This window comes from Methyloceanibacter sp. wino2 (assembly GCF_003071365.1).
Taxonomy (GTDB): domain Bacteria; phylum Pseudomonadota; class Alphaproteobacteria; order Rhizobiales; family Methyloligellaceae; genus Methyloceanibacter.
In genome coordinates this window covers 1449368-1466942 of record NZ_CP028960.1, presented here as the reverse complement: position 1 = coordinate 1466942, position 17575 = coordinate 1449368, and the positions used below count along the sequence as shown (strand labels likewise).

Genomic DNA, 17575 nt, shown 5'->3' with positions numbered 1-17575 from the left:
CTGGGGATTGGGACCATGACCATAGAGCAGATCATCGTCATCGCGGTGGTTCAGGGAATCACGGAGTTCCTGCCCATTTCCTCCTCGGGCCATCTGGTCCTCGTTCCTTACCTTTTTCATTGGCCGGACCAAGGCCAGTTCGTCGACGTCATGGTGCATGTCGGCACCCTGTTCGCGATTCTGATCTATTTCTGGCGTGATGTCTGGAAGCTGATCGTCGGCGCCTTGGAGCTTTTTCGGGGCAAGGTCACGCAGGACGGCAAGCTGGCGATCTACATCCTTCTGGCCACGATCCCTGCGGTCGCATTCGGTCTGTTTCTCAAGAAATTCGGCTTCGGCGATCTGGAACGCAGCGTCACGATCGTCGCCTGGAACACCGTGATCTACGGCATCCTCATGCTGATCGCCGACATGATCGGCCGACAGGAGAAGACCATCGAGAACATGACGCTCAAGAGCGCCATGATAATCGGCGTAGCGCAGGCGCTGGCTCTCATTCCGGGCACGAGCCGCTCGGGCGTGACCATGACCGCCGCCCGCTTCTTGAACTACACGCGCCCCGATGCGGCTCGGTTCTCGTTTCTCTTGGGCATTCCCGCGATCGCGGGCGCCGGCGTGCTGACCGTGGGCGAAGCACTCGCGGCCGGCGCCACGATCACCATGGATTCGGTGTATTGCGCGATCCTCACCTTCTTCGCCGGTCTTGCGGCCATCGCCTTCCTGATGGCGCTCGTCCGCCGTATCAGCTTCCTGCCTTTCGTGCTCTACCGCATGGTCCTCGGCGGCTTCCTGCTGTTCATGATCTACATGTGAGGATCGGACGCCTGAGGCTCATCACGGCGGATGCGTTCTGGCACAAGCTGCAACGGTTCGGGCTCGCGCGCACGGAGCCCGATTGGCTGACAGTGCCTGCGGGCCTCGAAGTGTGCCAAGGCATGCCGAAATTGGCCGTGCCGCAGTAGGGCGTCGGCTCAGGCTTTGTAGACCGAGAACTGCCCGCGCGGGCGGAACTGCTCCAGATAGTCCGGGACGACGCTGGCGACCTGCACCGGTTCGATGCCGAGCCCCTGCAGCGTGCGCCCGTCCTTCACAGCGCCCTCGCTGACGACATTGTCGGTTTCGAGAAGCCGGACCTGGTCGATGGTCAGCGGCGGGTTGGGCAGCCATTGCAGGAAGGCACCCTGCAGTTTCGCTAGCCAGAACGGCATCGAGATCAGCGGGCGCGAGCGCATCGTGTAGGCGAGCACGCGCTCCATCACCTCTTTCATGGTCAGGACTTCGGGTCCGCCGAGTTCGTACGGCGCATCCGTCTTGGTCCGGCCTTCGATCGCCGCGACGAGGGTCTGCGCCACGTCGCCGACGAACACCGGCTGGAACTTAGTGTGCCCGCCGCCGATCAGGGGGAGCGCCGGGAACAGCTGCGCCATCGCGCCGAACCGGTTGAAGAACTCGTCTTCCGGGCCGAACACCACCGACGGGCGGACGATCGTGGCATCGGGGTATACGTCGCGAACGGCCGCTTCGCCGGCTGCCTTGCTCTGGGCATAGACCGACGGCGAGTCCGCGTCGGCGCCGATGGCCGAGACATGGACGAAGGTGCCGACACCGGCCGCCTTGGCGGCCTCGGCGACATTCCGTGCGCCCTCGTCCTGCACCGTCTTGAAGGTCTGCTTGCCGGAAGCGAACAGGATCCCGACGAGGTTCACCACCGCGTCCGCATCCTCGGCCGCGGTCACGAGCGAGTCGGGGAACCGCACATTCGCCTGGACCGGCACGATCTGACCGACACCGCCGAGCGGCTGCAAATGACCGGCAAGATCCGGACGGCGGCAGGGGACCCGCACGCGCGCGCCGGTGCGGGCTATGGCCCTCACCAGGTGGCGTCCCAGAAATCCGGAGCCGCCATAAACGGTTACCAATGCTCGATTGTTCAGTGTGACGCCCACGGCAGTGCCTCATCTCTCACGGCGCTGAATTTCGCAGATGCAACATGCCACGAACACAGGCCGCCTTGAAGGCGGTTCTTCGTCTCAATTCCCGCTGTCGAAAGAATTGACATTGCGCAGCGCCAATCGTACCTGAACGCGTTCAAGCCCAGGTGGCGGAATTGGTAGACGCGCTAGCTTCAGGTGCTAGTGCCCGTATGGGTGTGGAAGTTCGAGTCTTCTCCTGGGCACCATCTCTCGTCTCGCCGTGCAATGGTACGGCGAGCGTCTCAGTCGGCAAGAAGGGTCTGACGAGGTCCTTCCGGAAAGGCGCAATTGAGCCAGTCCTCGACCGTTGAACTCTTCAAGGGTGACTTGCCGCCGGGCCGCTTCAAGGCCAAGGCGATCGCGGTCGATACCGAGACGCTCGGCCTCAATCCTCACCGCGACCGGCTCTGCCTCGTGCAACTCTCCGACGGTGACGGACGGGCGGTGCTGGTGCAGATTTCGCCGGGCGACGAGGCACCCGAGTTGAAGCGCCTGCTGGCGGACGACAGCGTTCTCAAGATCTTCCACTATGCCCGTTTCGACGTGGCCGTGCTGAAGCAGTATCTTGGTGTCGACACGGCCCCGATCTACTGCACCAAGATCGCCTCGAAGCTGACCCGCACCTATACCGACCGGCACGGCCTGAAGGATTTGTGCCGGGAACTCCTGGGCGTCGAGCTGTCCAAGCAGCAGCAATCCTCCGACTGGGGCGCGGAGACGTTGAGCCCAGAACAGCTCAGCTATGCGGCCAGTGACGTGCTGTATCTGCATGCGCTCAAGGAGCGGCTGGATACGATGCTTGATCGCGAAGGTCGCGCTCATCTCGCGCGCGCCTGTTTCGCGTTTCTGCCGGTGCGGGCCGAATTGGACCTCAAAGGCTGGTCCGAAATGGATATCTTCGCCCATTGAGGCCCGCGAAAAACCGCAGGAAATCAAGGGCCCCGGTCGCAATCTGATCAAAGTCCTGCGGCTAGCTACCTAACGGTTCCGGCCTGTCCAATCGTACGTGGAGCCAGGAGCGCGGAAGTTGGCGAATGTAATGGCATATGAGGCGAACATCGCGGGCGCACGGTCGCGCCACCGGATACGGACGCCTGAAGAGCGCGCCCGGGCGATGCGCAATGCCAAGCGCCACAGCATGGTGGTTCGTGTCCTGCGAAAGGCGCTGCCCGTGCTCGCCATTCTCGTGCTGGGCGCCTACTTCTTCTCGACGCGTATGAACGTCCATGTCGGCGGCATCACCGCCAGCATCGACGGCCTCCAGGTGACCGACGGCGCCTTGCGGATGCTCAATCCGACCATGCGCGGGACCGACAAGAAGAATGGGGACTACGTCATCCGGGCCGACTACGCCGATCAGGATGTCACGAACCCCAACCTCGTCGCATTGAACAAGATTGAGGCCGACGTGACCAACAAGGCCAATGCAAGCTGGTCGCGGATGCGCGCGGTGCGGGGCAAGTTCGACTCGAAGAAGGAGCGGCTCATCCTCAAGGACCGGATCACGCTCGCCACCAGCGCCGGTCTGACCGGAGAACTCTCCTACGCCACGATCGACATGAAGAACCAGATTCTTCGGTCGCATAACCCGGTCAAACTCGATCTGCCGTCCGGGACCGTCCGAGCGAACGCGATGACCCTCTATTCGGACAAGAACGAGATCGTCTTTCGCGGGAAGGTGGCCGTTCATCTGAAGCCTCGGAAGGGCAAGGCCTCGGCGCCTTCAACCCAGCCGGCCGCCGCCGGCGCATCTGCACCTGCGCCATCGGCCGCCCCGGCCGAAACTCAGACGGGGCCGGCGCAATGAGACTGGCGCCCGTCTCTTGGATCCCGGTGGCCGCTGTGGTCCTACTGGGCGCGTTCGCGCCGATCCCGGCTGTCGCCGAGGAGGTCAAGAGCGCCTTCAAGGGCCTATCCAAGAATTCCGACAAGCCCATCGACATTCTGTCCGACACGCTCACCGTCTACGACGAGAAGAAGCTGGCCGTGTTCAAGGGCAATGTCCGGGCCAGCCAGGGCTCCTCGACCCTGCGGGCGGCGCAACTCGACGTGCATTATGTCGGCGGGGCGAACAAGCTCACGGGACAACCCGATCAGCAGCAGGTCGCCGCTGAAGCGCAGCCCCCGGCCGCGGGCGACTCTGGCCCCGACGGTCAGATCGAAAAGATCGAGGCGCGCGGCAGCGTCGTGATCAGCGGAGAAGACAACCAGACGACGACCTGCGATCACCTCGTCTATGACGTCCCCAGTCAGAAGGTCACCGTGAGCGGCAACGTGGTCATCAACAGTGACGAAGATCAGACGACGACCAGCGATTGGGCCATCTACGACGTGGCCGGGCAGAAGGCTCTCGTCGGCGGCAATGTGGTACTATCCCAAGGGCAGAACGTGCTAAAGGGAGACCGGCTCAATATCGACCTGGCCACGGGCGAGAGCCGGTTCGAGAACACCGGCACGACACAGGACGGCAGCCGCCGGATCCGTGCTTTGCTTCTCCCGAAGGAAGAGAAGAAAAAGCCCGGCAAGGAGAAGAAGAAAGCGAAAGAGGCCGCGCAGCCCTGACCCTGGGATGTTTCCCCGGCCGGCCGGCGTCGCCACGGCGTGCCACCACGTCGCACATGCGCTCTTTGCGCGCGTCCGTGTGCCGCGCCCCGCTGTGGCCGTGATTGTCGCAGAATTGGAATGTCAGGGATTTCTGCAGGTATTCTGCGTACACTTTAGCCGATATTAACGGCGGTGCGTTTCAACCGAAGGGTGACACGAGCGGTGGGCAAGGTGGTCTCGATACCGGGACAAGGAGCGGTTTCCGCTCCGCAAGGTGCGTCCGCTGGGGCGCAGCCTGCGCACGTGCCACGTCACGACCAGGGGCGCCCGAGCGCCCCGACGCAACCCGACCAACGCATCCATCAAGTCCAGCCTGCTTATCCAAGCCAAGCGCAGCGCCCGGCCATGCCGGCGCCTCAGGGGCAGCCAGTGCCCCAGCGGCAGCCAGTCGCGCAGCCGGCACCGCAGCCTCATAGGGTTCCGCCAGCACAGGCTGCGCCGCCGCCACTGCCGCCGCATGCGGAACAGGCCCAGGCAGGTGCGCAAGGACTGCATGAGCCAGGCGAGGGCTGGCTGACCATCCGGTCGATCGTCAAAAGTTTCAAGAAGCGTACGGTCGTCCGCGGTGTCAGCCTCGATGTCCAGCGCGGCGAAGCCGTGGGGCTGCTCGGCCCCAACGGTGCGGGTAAGACGACGACGTTCTACATGATTACCGGGCTCATTCCCGCGGACGAGGGCTCGATCAAGATCGATGGGCAGGATGTTACGCGCCTGCCGATGTACCGCCGCGCCCGGCTCGGAATCGGTTATTTGCCGCAGGAAGCATCCATCTTTCGCGGTCTGACGGTCGAGGAGAATATCCTGGCGGTCTTGGAAACGGTGGAGCCGAACAAAAAGGCCCGCCGGGAGCAGCTGGATGCCTTGCTCGAGGAATTCCGGATCACGCGGCTTAGAACCTCGCCGTCCATGCGCTTGTCTGGTGGTGAGCGCCGCCGTGTCGAGATCGCGCGTGCCCTTGCCACGCGTCCGTCCTACATGCTGCTCGACGAGCCTTTCGCAGGCATCGATCCGATCGCGGTCAACGACATTCGTGCGCTCGTACGGCACCTCACCCAGCGCGGCATCGGCGTCCTGATCACCGATCACAATGTTCGCGAGACGCTCGACCTCGTGGGCCGGGCCTATATTATTCATGACGGGACTGTTTTGACCCACGGAACCACCCACGAGATCGTCAACAATGAGGACGTCAGACGCGTCTATCTGGGCGACGATTTCAAAATCTGACTATGTGATCGCGAGTGACTTCGTAGATGGCGATCAACGCAAAGCTCGAAATGCGCCAGACCCAGAGTCTGGTCATGACGCCTCAGTTGCAGCAGGCCATCAAACTCCTGCAGCTGTCGAACATGGAGCTGAGCGCGTTTGTGGAGGGGGAGCTTGAGCGCAATCCATTGCTTGAGCGCAGCGACGGGGACGGTCCGGCTAGTCCGACAACGGATGATAATGCCCCTGAAGGGTCGGATGAGAAGAACGACAGCGCGGCGGATGCGCGCGACTCCGACAATTGGGTCGATCTCGAATCCGGCGGCGACAACAACCGTACGGAGGATCTCGACGCCGATCCTCGCGACATGTTTCCCGACTCGGAAGATTTTGTACCGGGCGCCGTGATGGACAGCGGCTGGAGCGGGCTGACGCAGTCCGGCCCCGGCGTATCCGAGGACGGCGCCGACCTCGAAGCCTATGTGGCCGAGGAAAAGACGTTGCGGCTCCATCTATCGGAGCAGCTTGCGCTGGCCTTCGCCGATCCCGCGCAACGCATGATCGGCCAGCACATCATCGATCTGACGGATGAATCCGGCTATCTGCGCGGCGAGTTGGATCTGCTCGCCAGCCAGCTTGGGGCGCCAATCGACTTGGTCGAAGACACGTTGCGGCAGATGCAGAACTTCGATCCGTGCGGTGTCTTCGCGCGCGATCTGCGCGAGTGTCTGACGATCCAGCTGAAAGAGCGTGATCGCTGCGATCCCGCCATGGCCGCGCTGGTCGACAACCTGCACCTCCTTGCGGCCCACGATCTCGTCGCCTTGAAACGCGCCACGAGCGTGAGCGACGAGGATCTGCTCGACATGATCGCCGAGCTGAAGAGGCTCAATCCGAAGCCCGGCTTGGAGTTCGGCGCGGCGCCGGCGCAACCCATCGTGCCGGACGTGCTGCTGCGGACGTTGCCGGACGGCAGTTATCACGTGGAGCTCAATTCGGACACGCTGCCCCGCGTTCTCGTCAACCAGACCTATTATGCGAGGGTCAGCAAGTCGCCGCTCGCGAAGGACGACAAGAGCTACCTTGTCGATTGTCTGCAGACGGCGAACTGGCTGGTGAAGAGTCTCGATCAGCGCGCGCGCACGATCCTGAAAGTGTCGCAGGAAATCGTGCGCCAGCAGGACGCGTTCTTCACCTACGGCGTCCGGCATTTGCGGCCGCTCAATCTCAAGACCGTCGCCGATGCGATTTCGATGCACGAATCGACCGTGAGCCGCGTGACGGCCAACAAATACATGGCGACGAATCGCGGTCTGTTTGAGTTGAAATACTTCTTCACATCCGCGATTGCCGCCACGGGTGAGGGCGATTTCCACTCCTCGGAAGCCGTGCGGCACCGGATTCGTGAAATGATCGACGGGGAGCCTGCGGAAGACGTCCTATCCGACGACAAGATTGTCGAGCGCCTCAAGGTGGATGGCATCGATATCGCGCGCCGGACCGTCGCAAAATATCGCGAGGCGTTGGGTATCCCGTCCTCGGTCCAGCGGCGCCGGCAAAAGCGCATGGCGCTGACGGTAAGCGCTTAGCTGCCGGGCTTTTCGACATTTGTGGAGGTTTGGATTTGACACCCTCCAAGCACAGAGCTAGCTTCCGGCCTCCGCTACAGAGGTCAATGTTGTTTGGGCCGGGACGTACAGATCCCGATGCTGGCCTCGTTTCTTGTGGACTTAGTGCCGGATGGTGCGCCGCCGCAAAACGTGAGCGGGTCGCCTACGGGAAAAACAGCGCAGCCAAATACCAGATAGACTTCTAGAACTCGTCAAAAGCGTTCCGCGTTTTCGTCCTGATTTGCGTTCTATAGCGTTTCCGGTGGTCTCGGGCCCCGGGCTACGCGTGCGAGGCAGAAATGACCGGCCCGCGCATGCTGGTTGGAACACACGCGGAACGGAAAGTGTTTGTTGGTCCATGTGGACCGTGCCGGATGGGAGGCACACAGGTATTCGAAATGACCCTAGCTGATTTCATTGCGCCCGAAGCCGTACTGCCTTCGCTCAATGCGGTGGACAAGAAGCAGCTCTTGGCGGCGCTTTCCGCGCACGCTTCGGAGATCTGTGACCTCCAAGAACGGGATATTTTCGACGTCCTGTTGCAGCGGGAGCGGCTCGGATCCACGGGGCTTGGTCAGGGCGTCGCAATCCCCCATGGCAAAATGCCGGGCCTGAACAGGATCGTCGGGGTGTTCGCGCGGCTGGCGGAGCCGATCGACTTCGATGCGGCCGACGCAGAGCCGGTGACGATTGTTGTGCTGCTCTTGGCGCCGGAGGGCGCCGGCGCGGACCATCTGAAGGCCCTGGCGCGCATCTCGCGCCTGTTGCGAGATCGTCCGTCGGTGAAGAAGCTGAAGTCCAGTGCCGACGCCGAGGCGCTCTACGCCGTGCTCACGCAGGACGACACGGCCTCACACGCCGCGTAGCCGTCTTCGCCTTCGAAGGGCGGCGCTTCGCGCGCTTCCAGCAAGCGCTGCGAGTACGTTTTCGGAATTAGTGATTAGTGGACGCTCAAGGGAACGAGGTCGTTCTCGATCGCGTTGGCGATGGCGGCGTTGCGGCTGTCGGTCAACGCGATCGGCGTGCCGTCGGCGCCCAGCACGGCGAACAGATCGATCCCTTCCGGCGTATCGTCGAGGGCCGGAAAGAGCCGCTCCGCATCGTCGAAATCGACCTGCTTGATATACGCGACTTCGCCTTCCCCAAGCAGAGCAAGCTCCTTGGGGCTCATCGCCGTGTCAAATTCGTCGTCTTCGTGCTTATTCATCAAACTCGTTTCCAAACATCTCAGCCAGCGGACTTGATCCCGACCTTGAAGGCGCGCGTCTCCTGCGGAAGCCGTTCGAGCTCGATGGCCAGGAGCCCGTTGTCCAACTCCGCTTTACGCACTTCGACGCCGTTGACAAGCGCAAACGTTCTCTTGAAGCGGCGGCTGGCGAGGCCGCGGTGCAAATAGTCCCTGCTGCCTTCTTCCGGTTTTTCACCGCGGATATGCAGCGCTCCGTCTGCGACGGTCACGTCCAGCTCTTCCCGGGAGAACCCGGCCACGGCCAGGGTAATCCGCAATCGCTCGGGACGCTGAGCCTCCGCAGGCAGGATTTCAACGTTGTAGGGCGGATAGCCGCCTTCGGCCAGCTTCGTTGCGGGGCCATTGTGAGCGGCGCCGACGCTGATCCATAGACTGCCGTCGAGACGTGTCATCCAGTATCCGGCAAGGAGCCTCTTCTTCCGCCGCCATCGGGCGTGCCGGAAATCTCCAAAAAATCAATCTCGATATGGGTGTTCGGCGGCCGAAATCAAGTTGTACCCACCGATCTGCGCGGCGCCCCGAGGGCTGGGAGCGGCAACTTTTTCGTGACCGAGGTCGCCCCGATGCATGACAACTTGACGCACCTACCTAGTGATAGGTAGAATGCTGATCAGATGTCGAACGGCCCTCACAGTCATCCCACAGGGAGCAGGGTTCCACACAGCTGCGGCTGCGGGGTCCATGTGCTCTCGCGCCGGAATGTGATCCTGGCAGGCCTGGCGATGGCCTCCACCCCGCTCCTGCGCTACAGCTCCGCGCATGCGTCCACCAGCGATGTGAGCGAGGTTGCGCCCGGCGTCTTCGTGCATCAGGGACGCTACGAAGTTCAGTCCGCCGCCAATGGCGGGGACATCGCCAATGCGAGTTTCGTGGTCGGATCCGAAGCCGTCGCCGTCATCGATACGTCAGGGAGCGCGAAGCTCGGCGCCGACCTGCGCGACGCCATTCGGTCCGTCACCGACAAGCCCATCAAATACGTGATCAACACGCATATGCATCCCGACCATGTCTTCGGGAATGCCGCCTTTAAGCAGGACAATCCCGAATTCGTCGGTCACTACAAGCTCGCGCGGGCGCTGGGCACCCGCAAAGACAGCTATCTCATCGCGAACGAACAGATGATCGGCGCCGACGGCTTCGCCGGCAGCGAAATCATCCTGCCGACGCTTGGCATCAAGGAGCCGACGAAGCTGGACCTCGGCGACCGGGAATTGCTGCTGGAGCCGCAGCCCACGGCCCACACCGACAACGATATGATCGTGACGGACCTGAAGACCAATACGCTCTTCCTGGGCGATCTGCTGTTTTCCGTCCACGTCCCGACCATCGACGGGTCGATCAAGGGTTGGCTCGCGGTGCTCGACGAGATGGGGAAGCGAAAGGCGGCCCGCGTGGTTCCCGGCCATGGGCCGAAGACGATGGAACTGCCGCAAGCGTTGGTTCCGGAGCAGGAATACCTATCCACCATTGCGGACGACGTGCGGCGCCAAATCGCCGAGGGCAAGACGTTGGAGCAGGCGACGAAGTCGGCCGGCTTCACTGAAAAGGATGCCTGGAAGCTGTTTGACCAGTATCATGTGCGCAACGTCACTGCCGCCTATGCTGAACTCGAATGGGAATAGCTGAGAACGACGTGAGAAGAGGAACTCCAAGGCCATGACATACGCTTTCAACACGCTCAGCCGGACGCTCTGCGGCGCCGTGCTCGCAGCCAGTATCGGCGCTCTCGCGACGGTGCCGGCGCATGCCGAGGAAGACGTGTGGCCGATCCTGCGCGAGCAGGCCTTTGGCGACCGTCCGATCACGGAGGAGGACGGTGCAGTCGTTCTCGAAACGCCTCAGAAGATTGAGGATGCCGCCATCGTGCCGATCACGGTGCGGATCCCGCCTCACGTGAAAGACAAGGTCAAATCTCTGTCGATCTTCATCGACAAGAACCCGGATCCGAAGGTCGCGACTCTCACGTTCGGTCCGGCGGCCGGTTCCGGCGGCGAGCGCAGCTTCGCCACGCGTGTCCGTGTTGACAATTTCTCCCATGCCCGGGCCGTGCTCGAGCTTGAAGACGGCAGCCTCCACATGGCGACGAAGTTTTTGTCCGCCGCCGGAGGATGCGCCGCCATGCAGGCCAAGGACCCGGATGCGGACACGGCCGGAATGGGCAAGACGATCGTTCGGACCTTCCCCCCAGCTCTCAGCAGCAATCCGATCTGGCAGGGGCAGGTCATGATCAAGCATCCGAACCACAACGGCATGCAGCTCGACATCAACACTGCCAAGTTCATTCCCGCCCGCTACGTCAAAGAGGTGACCGTCGAGCGGGATGGTGAGCTGGTGTTCAAGCTGGACAGCACGTTCTCCGTTTCGACCAATCCGAATTTCCGCTTCACCTTCGCGAAGGGCGACCACAACGAGCTCGACGTGTCGGTGGTGGATACGGACGGCGAGAAGTTCAACGGGACGAGCAAGCCCCAGGGCGGGTCCTAGGCCGAGAACGGGTAACGCTGTCGAGGTGCGGCAAATGTCGATCGGAACACGAGATCTCCTGTTGAAGGAGGCGGAGACGCTCACCCGAACCCGCGGCTATGCGGCGTTCAGTTACGCGGATTTGGCCGAACGGGTCGGTATTCGCAAGGCGAGCGTCCATCACCACTTCCCGACGAAAGAGGTTCTGGGCGTCGCCCTGATCGACGGCTATCTCGCCGAGTTCAAGAGGGCGCTTGCGAAGGTCCTCGAGGAGGAGAGGTCGGCCGAGGCCCGTCTTGCTGTCTATAGCGGGTTCTTCATCGACAGCCTCCGGGACGGATTGATGCCGCTCTGCGCGGCGCTGTCGGCCGAGACCGCCGCCCTGCCGCAGTCGATGCGCGCACAGGTGTCGACCTTTTTCGAGCTTCACCTCGACTGGCTCTCCGGCGTCGTCCGGGATGGGATTGCCGACGGTGAGTTCCGCGCCGATCTCGACGTGCGCCAGACGGCGACCATGCTCTTGAGTGTTCTCGAAGGCGCCAGCCTCGTCGCATGGGCGCTAAAGGACAGCGCGCGCATCAAACCGACATTCGGACAGGCCGTTGCCAGCCTTTCCGAGACCGGCACGCAATGAATTGATTTTGGAAACGCAGCAGGGAACGCGACAGTGAGTCTAAAGAGATTTGTTATTGAACGGGAAATTCCTGATGTGGGCGAGTTGGGCCCGCAGGAACTTTCGGGCGCCGCGGAGGTGTCGAACGGAGCCCTCTGCCAAATTGGGGCCAAGGATATCCAGTGGGTCCAAAGCTACGTCGCCGGGGACAAGACATTCTGCATCTACCTGGCAACCGACAGGGCTGCCATCGAGAAGCACGCGGAGCTGAGCGGATTCCCTGCGAGCAACATCACGGAAATCGTGACGGTCATTGACCCGACCACGGCGGCCTAGCAGTCGATCACCGCGTTCGTGAGTATCGATTGCGTCGCAAAAGGCGGCTACGATCCAGCGCATCTGTCCTTGAGGGGAACTGGAGACAGCGATGGTCGTGTTCAGAATTGTGCCTGCCGTAGTGCTTCTCGCATCCGTGCAGGCGGTCGCCTATGACGGGCTCGAGGCGGATTTCGCCACCTGCACGCAGAGCAACGACAGCGGCGCTGTCGTCTCGGCCTGTACGCGTTTGATCGACAACGCGGCGGTCGAGAATTCGGTGACCGGCATGTTCTACGGCCTTCGGGCGGCGAACAACACCGACGCGGCCCAGAACTGTGCCGATGCCAAAAAGTCGCTGGCGCTTGCCGAGGACGCCACGATCAAGTCGCTGTCTCAGCAACTCATCGATCAGAACTGCTAAGTCTTTCTTCCGAGTGAGCGGCGGCGCTACGGAGAAGCGTGTCAGGGGCTGCGAGCGGATCAAAACGCTTGCTGCCACTGCTGCGGACCTTGTGTGCCCATTCGGTCATGGAAGCGTTGGGTAGCCTGTTTCGACCGCACGTCCAAGCCTCGCGGCGCAGGCGTGTCGGCGGTCACTTAAGGCATCAGTGACTCGAGCAAACTAGAACCGGCAATCGACGTTGTGGGAATTGGTGGAGCCAGACGGGATCGAACCGACGACCTCGTGAATGCCATTCACACACCTACCCCTTCCTCTGCAACGCTTTCACGAATGTAAGGTTATGATAACCCTATCTTTTTGTGTGAGCAGTTGTAATTTGATGGGAGGGCATTGCAGCCTATAATCGGTCCCTGCATTGCATAAGCATTGCATAAACTGAGGGGGATGGCATGGGGGAGAAACCCAAGAAGCGCGCACCACTTCGAAAAGCGTTCACCGATTTGGCGCTCCGGCGACTTAAACCGAAGGCGAAGCAGTACCGCGTTTGGGACGACTCGAGGAGTGAGGGCGGCGTGCTGGGCCTATCGGTGCTCGTGTCGCCATCGGGCACCAGATCATTCTTCGCGACCTACTACCTCGACGGCAAGGCCGTCTCGAAACGAATTGGCCGCGTCGGTGAACTGCCGCTAGGCGATGCGCGGGACAAGACCAAGCAGCTACGGGGCGTGGCCGGCCTCGGCAAAGATCCAATTGAGGAAGAGCGGAAGGCGGAGGAGGAGGAGCGGAAGGCAAAGGCCGCCGACATGAGCTACGAGCAGGTCGTGGACCTCTTCATCAAAGAGTACGCCCAGCTGCGACAGCGCACCTGGAAGCAGACGCAGCGCGTCCTCAAAACGACGTGCGCCGAATTTCTCAAGCGACCGTTCTCGAGCATCACGGCACTAGAGGCTCAGCGGCTACTCAACACATTCATGGCAGCGGGCCACATCTACAAGGCGAACATAACCCGCGTTCAGCTAAGGTCGCTGTGGGGCTGGGCATCGAAGCCGATCCGCAAGTATGCCGACGCGCCGATTATGAACGATCTGGAAGTCGTGTTCGAAGGCCGCGAACGCGAACGCGTCTACACACCCGATGAACTGAAAGCGATCTGGACCGCGGCGGATAACATCGACCTGCTCTCCGGCGCATACATCAAGCTCCTACTGTTGACGGCGGCGCGGAAGAGCGAACTGGCGGGCATGTCGCTATCGGAGATCAAGGACGGCGTGTGGACGACACCGCACGAGCGGACGAAGTCCAAGAAGACGGCGAAACGGAGGCGGGTGTATCTGACGCCTCTAGCGCCGCTGGCCCAACGCATCATCAAGGGGCTCCCCGAGGACTTTGCCTTCCACTACCCGGGCACGAAGCTCCAGCGCAAACTGACGAAGGCGGGTGCCCCGGCCGACTTCAACTACCACGCCGTTCGCCACACCGTCGCCACGTGGTTCGAGAACGAGGGGCATGACGATTTCGACAGGGGACTTGTGCTCAATCATGCGCGGTCCGGCGTGACGGCGGGCTACTCACATGGCTATGCGCTGGACCGCAAACGGGCGCTCCTCGAAAAGTGGGCCGATCATGTCGCCAGCATCGTGACGGCGAAGGGCGCGGCGCTGCTCCGATAGCGGAGACACGAAAGGCGGCACCTCGATTGGCACCGCCTCAGCTTGCGTGCCGTTCTATTCGGTCTCTGCCGACCTCAAGACGTCAGCGAACTGGCGTTGAAAATCGCCCTGCCACCCGTTCGCAGGAAAGTAGATCTTTCGACCACCGTTGAGCACGTGGAAGCCATCCGCGACGAGGCTCGACTCCAGAAGCCGACACACATTGGCCTTGATGAGCACGAGGGGCACCGCCCGACCCTGTGTTAGTCCCGCGAGGTCGTCACGAAGCAGCGGGTAGTCCCGGCGAATGACAGCGTTGCGCGCCGTGCCGGATAGTTCATTCACGGGTTCGTATGTGCTGTCGACCAGCACCCAGCCTCGTTGCTGCAATGCGCGCAGCCCGGACGCCTTCGTGGTCGGCGAAAGTCCGAGCGCCTTCATCAACGCGGCGAACAGTGGCTCACTCACGCTTCCATCGGGATTGTATAGATACAGCCCGGAGATCGGCGGCGACTCCGCCACGATGATCAGCTTGGCCACCTCGGGCTCATAGCGCCGCCGCCACTCCTTGTACCGCTTCGTGCCCTTTGGTGGTGTTGGCATCGTCAAAAGCTCCTCCTCAAACTAAGCAGACCTGCGCGCCGACAATTGAGGACGGCACCGCTCTCCTGTTCACCTATGCGCTGATTTCTCCCGCCGTGCTAATTTGGCGTCATGAGCAACGAAGACAGACCAGACCCGCCATTCCATCGCGACCTGCGCCTAGTAGCCGTCGCAATTCTAATTGGTTGTATGGCGTTCGGAGGGGCCATCCTCTGGCAGCTCTTCGCCGAACTTTCTCGTTGATAACAGGGCCACTTCCTCTTGCTTTGAGCACAACCAGCATGTAGAACGTAGAGTGAACATCCTTACATGCGAGGCACAGAATGTGCGATGACCCCCAAGAGGAGGTAGCGCTACCAGTGCAAGCGGTTGAGCGCTATTGGACACGACTCACCGAACAAGATCTGCTGGCCACGGAGTTCACCACCAACAACCCGACAGAGTTAGCCGGCTTGGTGGAAGAGCGTCCCGAGACCGAAGAAATCCCCATTGTGGAGATGCTCTACGACCTTCGCGGCACCGACAAAAAAGTTCGCTGCGTCCACGACCGGTACGACAACCATCAACGCGGTATCGTCATGAGGTACCGCGATGGTAGGCGCATCCTGGTAGGTCGCGACTGCGCGAGGAAGATATGGGGCGTAAACTTCGACCTGCTCATCAAGGACTTCGATCTCGCCAAGGACACGGCTTACTATTTGAGGCGGCGCAATGCGGCCCGCGATGCTGGCCCCAATTTCCTGGCGTCACTTGCGGAGCTAAGGCAGGCGCCCGCCATTGGCCTGTACCAGAACCTAAAGAGTGATTTTCGCAGACGCCTTCCCGGATTGGCGTCGGATATCGATGACCTGATTTACGAACGCGACGGCATGTTGTTCCGCGATGAACGCGTTCGCGATCTCATGGCTGAACAGCGCCGCGCGGAGAAGGCCAACGAAGAAGGCCCTCCTATCCGTACCCAAGCCGCCAAGCGGTATCTCCAAGCCATGGGTGGCCAAAAGGACGAGCCGAAGAAGCAACTCAATCCCATCTACACGACCATACAAACCCAGTTGGGCATGCTCGAAGGCCAGGACTTCTTTGGTGGAGGCACCGAACCAATTGGCTTGCGCGTCAGCGAGTACGAGAAGCGGGCTATCTCAGGGCTCCGACAGTTGGGTGACGACCACGAGTACCTAGAGATGCTCCGGAACAGGCTAAAGGGCCTTACCGAAATCGTGGACGGTGTCATCGGTGAGATTGACCGTCTCGATGCGCTGTCGGCAGCGTTCGCACCACACAACCTATCGTGGCTAGCACAGTGGGCGAACAGCATCTCGAAAGACGGCACGCGTTACCGAACTGAGCAAGGGACGTTCATAGCTGCGCCGGACCGCGACGATGACATCTTGCTCCGTTTCCCCTCGAATTATCGCGTCCCATCGCGTGAACCGTTCATGGCGTTTCGAGAAGCAGTCACGGGATAGGGGAGGCGCGGCTTGTTTAAACCATTGTGTCAGATCGCTGTATCGACGGAGTTTTGGGCCGCGATCGTAGGCGCTGTCGTGGGCGGCCTCATGGCACTCTTTGCTCAAGCGCTCGCGTTGAGGGCTCAGCGCAAGCAGCGCGACGAAGATAGGTTCCGCGAAAAGCAAGCATTAGCCACATCGCTGCTCTTCAAAGTGCGCGACATGCACGGCAACTACGCCCAGTCACGACGTGCTTTCGAGGAACAGTTCGCGGAGGCAAATCAAAGGGGCTTGGTTGACGATCCGTGGCGTTTCTTCAAACCGTTCTCCAGCAACCTCACTCATTTTCACTTTTCACCCGACGAGAAGGCTACGCTGCTCGAGCTGAAGAACGCCAAGCTGATGAACGAAACGCTCCTGCTGGAGCCGCGGCACTACCATTTCGTGGAGTCACTGAGCACACTCAATCGGCTCATCTTTGACTTGATTGCCAAGGTTCCTCCTGTGCGCGTGGAGGGTGACAGCGGTTGGGTTGAATTGCCTCACGACGAATATGCGGGGCTCAGGCCCCAAATGATACAAGTCAACTCGCTGATCGAACAGCTTCGCACCGAAGCTTCTGAGGACTCGGAAACATACCGCAAGCTGGTAGAGGGCCTCGCGAAGGCCTACAAAGAGACGCTGCACCTGCCATTCGCTATCACCTTCGAAAATGCGGACTGATCCCCACGCCGAACGCATCCGACTCCGCGGAACGCCCTAGTTGGCGCCGCCAGAACGGGGTGAGGGCCCCCTACCGGGCGGTTTCGAGGGGTGTCCATACCAAGGGCCGGAGAGAACCAAATCACCCTGCACGGGGCGCTGACCAAGCCGTGATTGGGGGGAGCTAGGCGGCAATCGACGTGACCGCCGCCAGAATGGCGGCCTCGATTTCGTCATCGGTCAGGTCATCGTCAAACGCTGCGAGGGGAACCGGCAACGCCGCAGCGAATTCTCCGACGACGGGGTCGACAGGCTGCGGCTCCCACCAACGAGGTTCGAGCTTCGGGAGCGGCGGAAGCCACCACGCCGATCCGCCGCCACGAAGTTCAACATCGGGGCCTGCACCAACTGATGCGAACGCGCCGCCAAGCCGAGGTAGCACGCCGACTAGGTAGCCCGGCTGCTCCATCTGGAACGCGCCGAACTGAAACGCGCCGGGCTGGAATGTCGGGATGACGGGCACGGCATTCGTGCACGCGCCGGTCAGGAGAGGGAGCGTTCCGTTCAGCGTACTCATTCGTCACCTCTTCAAACCAATTGGGGTTCGACACCCGAGCAAAGGTGCCGAACCCCAGTCCCGGTCACGCGGGGACCTTACGACCCGCCACCGACACTCGACCCCGCTTCCTAGAAGTCGGCAACAGGAGTGAAAGGTAGCTCCGTGCGCCTTCCTC

General features: G+C 61.6%; 21 protein-coding genes and 1 tRNA gene. 17 read left to right on the top strand and 5 right to left on the bottom strand.

All coding sequences use genetic code 11. The features are described 5' to 3' along the window. The first annotated feature begins 15 nt into the window (after window positions 1-15). Together DCY11_RS06800 and DCY11_RS15480 are read left to right on the top strand one after the other, a co-directional pair. A complete protein-coding gene (locus DCY11_RS06800) occupies window positions 16-813 on the top strand; it encodes an undecaprenyl-diphosphate phosphatase (RefSeq protein WP_108682126.1) in 798 nt (265 codons plus the stop codon). Continuing rightward, window positions 810-962 carry a hypothetical protein gene (locus DCY11_RS15480; protein WP_159079857.1) on the top strand — a complete coding sequence of 51 codons (153 nt, stop codon included), beginning with the start codon at window positions 810-812 and terminating at the stop codon, window positions 960-962. Before DCY11_RS06800 ends, DCY11_RS15480 begins: the two co-directional genes overlap by 4 nt. A 9-nt stretch (window positions 963-971) precedes the next feature. On the opposite strand, the gene DCY11_RS06795 is transcribed toward DCY11_RS15480, so the two are convergent. After that, window positions 972-1946 (bottom strand): complex I NDUFA9 subunit family protein, encoded by a 975-nt coding sequence (locus tag DCY11_RS06795; protein WP_108682124.1) that lies wholly within the window; start codon window positions 1944-1946, stop codon window positions 972-974. 146 nt (window positions 1947-2092) lie between these two features. On the opposite strand from DCY11_RS06795, the gene DCY11_RS06790 reads away from it, so the two are divergent. The 7 genes from DCY11_RS06790 to DCY11_RS06760 all read left to right on the top strand — a co-directional run bounded on the left by DCY11_RS06790 (window position 2093) and on the right by DCY11_RS06760 (window position 8259). After that, window positions 2093-2179, top strand: a tRNA-Leu gene (locus DCY11_RS06790). An 82-nt stretch (window positions 2180-2261) separates the two neighbouring features. After that, window positions 2262-2882, top strand: a complete 621-nt coding sequence (locus DCY11_RS06785; protein WP_108682122.1) for a ribonuclease H-like domain-containing protein — start codon at window positions 2262-2264, stop codon at window positions 2880-2882. A gap of 130 nt (window positions 2883-3012) precedes the next feature. Then, window positions 3013-3780: an LPS export ABC transporter periplasmic protein LptC gene (gene lptC / locus DCY11_RS06780; protein WP_108682120.1), complete on the top strand. Its 768-nt coding sequence runs from the start codon at window positions 3013-3015 to the stop codon at window positions 3778-3780. After that, window positions 3777-4535 carry an LptA/OstA family protein gene (locus DCY11_RS06775; protein WP_108682118.1) on the top strand — a complete coding sequence of 253 codons (759 nt, stop codon included), beginning with the start codon at window positions 3777-3779 and terminating at the stop codon, window positions 4533-4535. Before lptC ends, DCY11_RS06775 begins: the two co-directional genes overlap by 4 nt. Before the next feature lie 387 nt (window positions 4536-4922). Continuing rightward, window positions 4923-5804 (top strand): LPS export ABC transporter ATP-binding protein, encoded by an 882-nt coding sequence (gene lptB, locus DCY11_RS06770; RefSeq protein WP_108682116.1) that lies wholly within the window; start codon window positions 4923-4925, stop codon window positions 5802-5804. 26 nt (window positions 5805-5830) lie between these two features. Then, complete coding sequence (gene rpoN, locus DCY11_RS06765) at window positions 5831-7372, top strand: RNA polymerase factor sigma-54 (protein WP_108682114.1); 1542 nt, start codon at window positions 5831-5833, stop codon at window positions 7370-7372. Between the two features lie 419 nt (window positions 7373-7791). Then, window positions 7792-8259: a PTS sugar transporter subunit IIA gene (locus DCY11_RS06760; RefSeq protein ID WP_108682112.1), complete on the top strand. Its 468-nt coding sequence runs from the start codon at window positions 7792-7794 to the stop codon at window positions 8257-8259. 74 nt (window positions 8260-8333) lie between these two features. Here DCY11_RS06760 and DCY11_RS06755 read toward each other — a convergent pair whose 3' ends face one another. Both DCY11_RS06755 and DCY11_RS06750 read right to left on the bottom strand, forming a co-directional pair. Beyond that, window positions 8334-8600, bottom strand: a complete 267-nt coding sequence (locus DCY11_RS06755) for a DUF1150 domain-containing protein (protein WP_245409480.1) — start codon at window positions 8598-8600, stop codon at window positions 8334-8336. A 20-nt stretch (window positions 8601-8620) separates the two neighbouring features. Further along, on the bottom strand, window positions 8621-9034 hold the full coding sequence (locus tag DCY11_RS06750) for an Hsp20 family protein (protein WP_108682110.1): 414 nt from the start codon (window positions 9032-9034) through the stop codon (window positions 8621-8623). 330 nt (window positions 9035-9364) lie between these two features. On the opposite strand from DCY11_RS06750, the gene DCY11_RS06745 reads away from it, so the two are divergent. From DCY11_RS06745 to DCY11_RS06720, 6 genes are all read left to right on the top strand, one after another. After that, window positions 9365-10264, top strand: a complete 900-nt coding sequence (locus DCY11_RS06745; RefSeq protein WP_245409479.1) for a quinoprotein relay system zinc metallohydrolase 2 — start codon at window positions 9365-9367, stop codon at window positions 10262-10264. 34 nt (window positions 10265-10298) lie between these two features. Beyond that, window positions 10299-11126 (top strand): quinoprotein dehydrogenase-associated SoxYZ-like carrier, encoded by an 828-nt coding sequence (locus DCY11_RS06740; RefSeq protein ID WP_108682106.1) that lies wholly within the window; start codon window positions 10299-10301, stop codon window positions 11124-11126. A gap of 34 nt (window positions 11127-11160) precedes the next feature. Beyond that, entirely contained in the window at window positions 11161-11739 is a 579-nt protein-coding gene (locus tag DCY11_RS06735; RefSeq protein ID WP_108682104.1) for a TetR/AcrR family transcriptional regulator, read from the top strand. 75 nt (window positions 11740-11814) lie between these two features. Further along, window positions 11815-12054, top strand: a complete 240-nt coding sequence (locus tag DCY11_RS06730) for a DUF4242 domain-containing protein (RefSeq protein WP_245409478.1) — start codon at window positions 11815-11817, stop codon at window positions 12052-12054. A 91-nt stretch (window positions 12055-12145) separates the two neighbouring features. Next, the gene (locus DCY11_RS06725) at window positions 12146-12457 is read left to right on the top strand and encodes a hypothetical protein (RefSeq protein ID WP_108682100.1); all 312 of its coding nucleotides are present in this window, start codon (window positions 12146-12148) and stop codon (window positions 12455-12457) included. Window positions 12458-12888: 431 nt separating this feature from the next. Then, window positions 12889-14109 carry an integrase family protein gene (locus DCY11_RS06720; protein ID WP_108682098.1) on the top strand — a complete coding sequence of 407 codons (1221 nt, stop codon included), beginning with the start codon at window positions 12889-12891 and terminating at the stop codon, window positions 14107-14109. Between the two features lie 54 nt (window positions 14110-14163). Here DCY11_RS06720 and DCY11_RS06715 read toward each other — a convergent pair whose 3' ends face one another. Further along, on the bottom strand, window positions 14164-14691 hold the full coding sequence (locus tag DCY11_RS06715) for a hypothetical protein (RefSeq protein ID WP_108682096.1): 528 nt from the start codon (window positions 14689-14691) through the stop codon (window positions 14164-14166). A gap of 359 nt (window positions 14692-15050) precedes the next feature. Here DCY11_RS06715 and DCY11_RS06710 point away from each other — a divergent pair, with 359 nt between their 5' ends. Together DCY11_RS06710 and DCY11_RS06705 are read left to right on the top strand one after the other, a co-directional pair. Continuing rightward, a complete protein-coding gene (locus DCY11_RS06710; protein WP_159079856.1) occupies window positions 15051-16157 on the top strand; it encodes a hypothetical protein in 1107 nt (368 codons plus the stop codon). A 90-nt stretch (window positions 16158-16247) separates the two neighbouring features. Continuing rightward, the gene (locus DCY11_RS06705; protein ID WP_159079855.1) at window positions 16248-16862 is read left to right on the top strand and encodes a hypothetical protein; all 615 of its coding nucleotides are present in this window, start codon (window positions 16248-16250) and stop codon (window positions 16860-16862) included. A gap of 163 nt (window positions 16863-17025) precedes the next feature. Here DCY11_RS06705 and DCY11_RS06700 read toward each other — a convergent pair whose 3' ends face one another. Beyond that, window positions 17026-17418 carry a hypothetical protein gene (locus DCY11_RS06700; protein WP_108682090.1) on the bottom strand — a complete coding sequence of 131 codons (393 nt, stop codon included), beginning with the start codon at window positions 17416-17418 and terminating at the stop codon, window positions 17026-17028. Between the last annotated feature and the right edge of the window lie 157 nt (window positions 17419-17575).

What these genes read in the sequence shown, in the direction of transcription:
- rpoN (WP_108682114.1), top strand. Translation starts at nt 5,831, where the DNA reads ATGGCGATCAACGCAAAGCTCGAAATGCGCCAGACCCAGAGTCTGGTC.
- DCY11_RS06750 (WP_108682110.1), bottom strand. Translation starts at nt 9,034, where the DNA reads ATGACACGTCTCGACGGCAGTCTATGGATCAGCGTCGGCGCCGCTCAC.
- DCY11_RS06775 (WP_108682118.1), top strand. Translation starts at nt 3,777, where the DNA reads ATGAGACTGGCGCCCGTCTCTTGGATCCCGGTGGCCGCTGTGGTCCTA.
- lptB (WP_108682116.1), top strand. Translation starts at nt 4,923, where the DNA reads ATGCCGGCGCCTCAGGGGCAGCCAGTGCCCCAGCGGCAGCCAGTCGCG.
- DCY11_RS06715 (WP_108682096.1), bottom strand. Translation starts at nt 14,691, where the DNA reads ATGCCAACACCACCAAAGGGCACGAAGCGGTACAAGGAGTGGCGGCGG.
- DCY11_RS06725 (WP_108682100.1), top strand. Translation starts at nt 12,146, where the DNA reads ATGGTCGTGTTCAGAATTGTGCCTGCCGTAGTGCTTCTCGCATCCGTG.
- lptC (WP_108682120.1), top strand. Translation starts at nt 3,013, where the DNA reads ATGGCATATGAGGCGAACATCGCGGGCGCACGGTCGCGCCACCGGATA.
- DCY11_RS06735 (WP_108682104.1), top strand. Translation starts at nt 11,161, where the DNA reads ATGTCGATCGGAACACGAGATCTCCTGTTGAAGGAGGCGGAGACGCTC.
- DCY11_RS06745 (WP_245409479.1), top strand. Translation starts at nt 9,365, where the DNA reads ATGGCCTCCACCCCGCTCCTGCGCTACAGCTCCGCGCATGCGTCCACC.
- DCY11_RS06755 (WP_245409480.1), bottom strand. Translation starts at nt 8,600, where the DNA reads ATGAATAAGCACGAAGACGACGAATTTGACACGGCGATGAGCCCCAAG.
- DCY11_RS06760 (WP_108682112.1), top strand. Translation starts at nt 7,792, where the DNA reads ATGACCCTAGCTGATTTCATTGCGCCCGAAGCCGTACTGCCTTCGCTC.
- DCY11_RS06800 (WP_108682126.1), top strand. Translation starts at nt 16, where the DNA reads ATGACCATAGAGCAGATCATCGTCATCGCGGTGGTTCAGGGAATCACG.
- DCY11_RS06700 (WP_108682090.1), bottom strand. Translation starts at nt 17,418, where the DNA reads ATGAGTACGCTGAACGGAACGCTCCCTCTCCTGACCGGCGCGTGCACG.
- DCY11_RS06705 (WP_159079855.1), top strand. Translation starts at nt 16,248, where the DNA reads ATGGCACTCTTTGCTCAAGCGCTCGCGTTGAGGGCTCAGCGCAAGCAG.
- DCY11_RS06740 (WP_108682106.1), top strand. Translation starts at nt 10,299, where the DNA reads ATGACATACGCTTTCAACACGCTCAGCCGGACGCTCTGCGGCGCCGTG.
- DCY11_RS06720 (WP_108682098.1), top strand. Translation starts at nt 12,889, where the DNA reads ATGGGGGAGAAACCCAAGAAGCGCGCACCACTTCGAAAAGCGTTCACC.